The sequence below is a fragment of the Mesorhizobium sp. M7A.F.Ca.CA.004.06.1.1 genome (genome assembly GCF_003999135.1).
Taxonomy (GTDB): Bacteria; Pseudomonadota; Alphaproteobacteria; order Rhizobiales; family Rhizobiaceae; genus Mesorhizobium.
Genome location: NZ_RZPQ01000453.1, coordinates 1 through 4,859, shown reverse-complemented (window position 1 = coordinate 4,859; position 4,859 = coordinate 1). Strand labels below are relative to the sequence as shown.

General features: G+C 62.7%; 6 protein-coding genes. 3 read left to right on the top strand and 3 right to left on the bottom strand.

The annotated features are described in order from the left end of the window. The coding region (locus EN906_RS23185) for a winged helix DNA-binding protein (RefSeq protein WP_164777299.1) at positions 1–396 on the bottom strand (396 nt) is incomplete at its 3' end. A 110-nt stretch (positions 397–506) separates the two neighbouring features. Between EN906_RS23185 and EN906_RS23180 the strand changes: the two genes are divergently transcribed. Both EN906_RS23180 and EN906_RS23175 read left to right on the top strand, forming a co-directional pair. Next, a complete protein-coding gene (locus EN906_RS23180) occupies positions 507–1,631 on the top strand; it encodes an LLM class flavin-dependent oxidoreductase (protein ID WP_127271358.1) in 1,125 nt (374 codons plus the stop codon). 11 nt (positions 1,632–1,642) lie between these two features. After that, the gene (locus tag EN906_RS23175; RefSeq protein ID WP_127271356.1) at positions 1,643–2,161 is read left to right on the top strand and encodes a flavin reductase family protein; all 519 of its coding nucleotides are present in this window, start codon (positions 1,643–1,645) and stop codon (positions 2,159–2,161) included. A gap of 20 nt (positions 2,162–2,181) precedes the next feature. On the opposite strand, the gene ubiG is transcribed toward EN906_RS23175, so the two are convergent. Next, positions 2,182–2,931 carry a bifunctional 2-polyprenyl-6-hydroxyphenol methylase/3-demethylubiquinol 3-O-methyltransferase UbiG gene (gene ubiG / locus EN906_RS23170; protein ID WP_023811162.1) on the bottom strand — a complete coding sequence of 250 codons (750 nt, stop codon included), beginning with the start codon at positions 2,929–2,931 and terminating at the stop codon, positions 2,182–2,184. A 286-nt stretch (positions 2,932–3,217) separates the two neighbouring features. Between ubiG and EN906_RS23165 the strand changes: the two genes are divergently transcribed. Then, positions 3,218–3,787: a putative glycolipid-binding domain-containing protein gene (locus tag EN906_RS23165; RefSeq protein WP_127266721.1), complete on the top strand. Its 570-nt coding sequence runs from the start codon at positions 3,218–3,220 to the stop codon at positions 3,785–3,787. A gap of 11 nt (positions 3,788–3,798) precedes the next feature. On the opposite strand, the gene EN906_RS23160 is transcribed toward EN906_RS23165, so the two are convergent. Next, positions 3,799–4,859 (bottom strand): ATP-binding protein (locus EN906_RS23160; RefSeq protein WP_127375402.1); only part of this gene is annotated, 1,061 nt, incomplete at its 5' end.

Below are 4,859 nucleotides of genomic sequence, written 5' to 3'. Positions count from 1 at the left end.
GCGTTCGGTGACTCGAAACCCAAGCGGCGTGACCTCGTAGGTGACGCCGGCCCTGCCGCTGCCGGTTCGCTTGACCAGGCCGCCCTTGAGCAATTTGCGCAGGCTGTACTGGATGTTGGGGATGTCGTCTCTGTTGGTCATCTGCGCCAGGTCGCGGACGCTCTTTGGCCGGTCGTTCATCCTGATGATGTGAAGCAGCGCATTTTCCGGCCCGCTGGCGGAAAACTCGATCACCGTCGCCAGGCATTCCGCCTGCCAGTGGCCGAACGCCTCGTAGGAGCGCATCAGCGCATATTCGATTTCGGCGACGTCGATTTCGAGCGGCGTCCGCGCCAGATGCCAGCCGCGATCCAGCAGCTTGGCTTGTGTTTCCAATGGTTTGCGCCGGTCGTTCATCATGTCTCCCCGCCCGGCAGCATGCGCCGATCCGGCCGATTGCGTCCATATGATTTTATGATAGACTTTCTATTATAAAATATAACCTAAAAATGAGGAGAACGCGACCGATGAGCATGCTCGACAAGACCGCAGCCAACGCACAGCCCTTCTTTCTAGGGACCTTCGCTTCCAATTGTTCCGGCGGCATGACCGTCACCAAGGTTCCCGAACGATGGGTCAGTTCCTGGGACAACAATCTGCGGCTGGCGCATCTGCTCGACGACGCCGGTATCGATTTCATGCTGCCGATCGCCCGCTGGATCGGCTATGGGGGCGAGACCAATTTCCACGGCAACGTGCTGGAGACGATCACCTGGGCCGCAGGGCTCCTAGCGCTCACCCGCAACATCACGGTTTTCGCCACCACCCACACGGCGGCCAATCACCCTGTCGTCGTCGCCAAGCAATTGGCGACGATCGACCAGATCAGCCGCGGCCGTATCGGCCTCAACATCGTCGCCGGCTGGAACAAGCCGGAATATGAAGCGCTCGGGCTGACGCTGCCCGACGATCACATCACACGCTACGGCTACGCACAGGAATGGTTCGACATCGTCAGGGCGCTGTGGGATCGCACCGAGGCGTTCGACTGGGACGGCACCTATTTCAAGCTGAAGAACGTGCTTGGCGATCCGCGGCCGTCGGCGCGCCTGCCGATCCTCAACGCCGCCGGCTCGGAAGAAGGGCGCAAATTCGCTGTCCGCAATGCGGACTTCCTGTTCACGCCGGCAATCGATCTGTCACGCTCCAGGGACGAGATCGCCGCGCTGAAGCAACAGGCGGTCGCCGCCGGCAGCACTGTCGACGTGCTGACCTTTGCCCATGTCGTCTGCCGGCCGACCGAGAAGGAAGCGAAGGATTATCTCGAGCATTTCGCCCGCGCCAATGCCGACTGGGCAGCCGTCGACAATCTGGTGAAGCTGCAATTTGCGCATGCGCAGTCGTTCCCGCATGACCTCCTGGCGCTCATCCGCGATCGGATGGCGGCGGGCCATGGCGGCTTCCCGCTCACCGGCACGGCCGAACAGGTCGCTGATGGGATCACCGCCTTGCACGAGGCCGGATTTCGCGGCTCGACGCTGTCCTTCGTCGACTATGTCGAGGAATTCCCGTATTTTCGCGACACCGTCCTGCCTATCCTCGAACAGCGGGGCATCCGTATCGCAGCGGCCGCCATGCAGTCGGCGGCCTAGGAGCAACCCCCATGACCGAACCAACGACTTCGGAGGCAAATCCTGTCGGTGTCGCGGATTTTCGGGCCGCGATGCGGCTGATCGTCGGCAATGTCAGCGTCATCACCGCTGGCACCGGCGAGGATCGCTCCGGCCTGGTGGTCATTTCGGTCGTCTCGCTGTCGGCCGAGCCGCCCAAGGTGATCGCCTGCGTCAACAGGTCGTCGTCGACCTGGCCGGTGATCGAACGCTACCGGCATTTCGGCGTCAATTCGCTTGGCCCCCAGCATCAGCGCGTGGCCGAGCGGTTCTCCGGCTTTGGCGGCATCAAGGGCAAGGACCGCTATGAGGGCGCCGAATGGATGACGCTCAAGACCGGAGCTTTACTGCTTTCGGACGCGGTGGCCGCGTTCGACTGCAGCCTCGACGAGATGATCGATCGCGGCACGCATTCCATCGTCATCGGCTCGGTCGAGGCCGTGCGCACCCACGATGCCGGCCAGGCGCTGATCTACTGGCGCGGCGGCTACAGGCCGCTGAAATCTGAATAAGGCCAGAATTCAGAATAAGATCAGACCGAGCCTTTTTCCGCCAGGACCATGTAGTTGACGTCCATGTCCTTCGACCGCGCCCAGCGGTCGGCCAGCGGGTTGTAGGTGACGCCGGTGCGGTCGATGATGGTCAGGCCGGCGCCGCCCAGCGCCTTTTCGAGCTCTTCCGGGCGCACCAGCTTGCCGAACTGATGGGTGCCGCGCGGTAGCCAGCGCAGCACATATTCGGCGCCGATGATGGCTAAGCCCAGCGCCTTCAGCGTGCGGTTGATGGTGGCCACGAACATGATGCCGCCGGGCCGCACCATCTCGCCGCATTTGGCGACGAACAGGTCGATGTCGGCGACATGCTCGACCACTTCCATGTTGAGGATGACGTCGAATTTCTCGCCGGCGTCGGCAAGGTCCTCGGCCGTCGTGGCGCGATAGTCGACGCTGACATTGCCCTCGGCGGCGTGCAGCTTGGCCACTTCGATGTTGGTTTCGGAGGCATCCGCGCCCACGACTTCGGCGCCAAGCCGCGCCATCGGCTCGCACAGAAGTCCGCCGCCACAGCCGATGTCGAGGATGCGCAGGCCCTCGAAAGGCCTTGCAGCGCGTGGGTCACGGCCGAAGCGCGTCGCTATCTGGTCGCGGATATAGGCCAACCGGACCGGATTGAATTTGTGCAGGGGACGGAACTTGCCGTTCGGGTTCCACCATTCGGCGGCAAGGGCGGAAAAGCGTTCCACTTCTCCGGCATCGATTGTCGATCGTCGGGGCTCTGGCATGGGTTGGTCTCCTCGACACTACAGCGCCGCACGTCCTCTTGGACGCGCAAAGGACGCTGTAGCACTTTAGATTCTGCGCATGATCCTTTCCGAAATCGACTTCGATTTCGGGGTCGTGCGCTAGGAAGTCGGGCGTGAGGCCGCGAATGTCAAGGCAACAATTTTCCTCTGCCGGCAGGGACCCGGATTCTGTCAGGGCATGTCAGCTGAAGCGCGCCGCGGTGAAACACAATTGGCCTGGCGGGCGAAGGAATACATCATCGTTTTGAATTCGAAGGAGGTGACGATGACAGCAATGACGGCTTCGATCCTCTGGCATCGGCTGGACGTGGAGGGGCATGATGCCTGTCTGCTTTCGCAGAACGATGGCGGGCACAGCCTCAAGGGACAAGCCATCTTCATCCAGGACGGCAAGCCGTGCTGCCTCGCCTACGAGGTGAATTGCGATGCCGGCTGGCACACACGGGCGGCGCTTATCGAAGGCTTTCTCGGCACGCGCCAGCTGCACTATGCGATCGAACGCGATTCCAACGGCCAGTGGATGCTGAACGGCGAAGTCCAGCAGGGTGTCGACGGCCTTGTCGATGTCGATCTTGGCTTCACACCGGCATCGAACCTGTTGGCGATCCGCCGGTTCGACCTAGGCATCGGCGAGGCGGCGCCTGCTCCGGCCGCCTACCTGACTTTCCCTGAACTGAGCTTGGTGCGCCTCGATCAGAGCTATCGTCGTCTCGACACCGTTCGCTACGCCTATGCCGCGCCGGTGTTCGGCTATGACGAGACGCTCAACGTCTCGCTGCACGGCTTCGTTGTCGATTATCCCGGCCTGTGGAGAAGTGCGGCTGCGTCAGGCTGAAGCGATTGTGATCAATCCGCTGCGACCTGCGTCGTGCCGAGCACGTCACGCAGTTTCGCCGCCAGTTGCTCGATGGTGAAGGGCTTGGCGAGGAAATGCACGTCGTGGTCGAGCACGCCGTTGTGGACCACCGCGTTCCTGGTGAAGCCGGTGGTGAAGATCACCTTCAGCAGCGGCATGCGGGCAACGGCCTCTTCCGCCAGCTTGCGGCCGTTCATGACGGGCATGACGATGTCGGTGAACAGCAGGGCGACGTTCGGGTTCTCCGCCAGTTTCTGCAACGCTTCCTCGCCGCTCGCTGCATGAATGACGGTGTATCCGAGTTCGCGTATGGCCTCAGTCGTGGAGACCCGCACGCGGGCATCATCCTCGACGACAAGGATCGTTTCGGTGACCGGTGCGGCGGTGTTGTCGCCTCGCCCCGTGGGCACGGCCGGCTCTTCGGGGCCGAAATACCGCGGCAAGTAGATCTTGATTGTCGTGCCTTCGCCGGGTTCGGAATAGATGTTGACATGGCCACCCGACTGCTTGACGAAGCCGAACACCTGGCTCAACCCCAGGCCGGTGCCCTTGTTGACCGCCTTGGTGGTGAAGAAGGGCTCGAAGGCCTTGGAGATGACATCGGGGGTCATGCCCGAACCGGTATCGCTGACGGCGATCATCACATACTGGCCGGCCGCGACTTCGGCATGGGCAGCGGCGTAGCTGTCGTCGAGATGGCTGTTGGCGGTCTCGATGGTCAGCTTGCCATCATCGCCCATGGCGTCGCGGGCGTTGACGGCCAGGTTGAGAACGGCGTTCTCGATCTGGCTCGGGTCGGCATGGGTTTTCCACAAGCCTCCCGCCAGCACCGTTTCGATGCGGATGGTTTCGCCGAGTGCCCGCCGGATCAGGTCGGACATCCCGGTCAGCAGGCGGTTGGCGTCGACGATCTGCGGCGCCAGCGGCTGCTGACGCGAGAAGGCGAGCAGCCGGGCCGTGAGATTGGCGGCACGGGTCGCGGCATCGATCGCCGCATCGATGAATTGTGCGATGTCGTGCTCGCCGCGCGCCAGCTTGCGCTGGGCGAGGT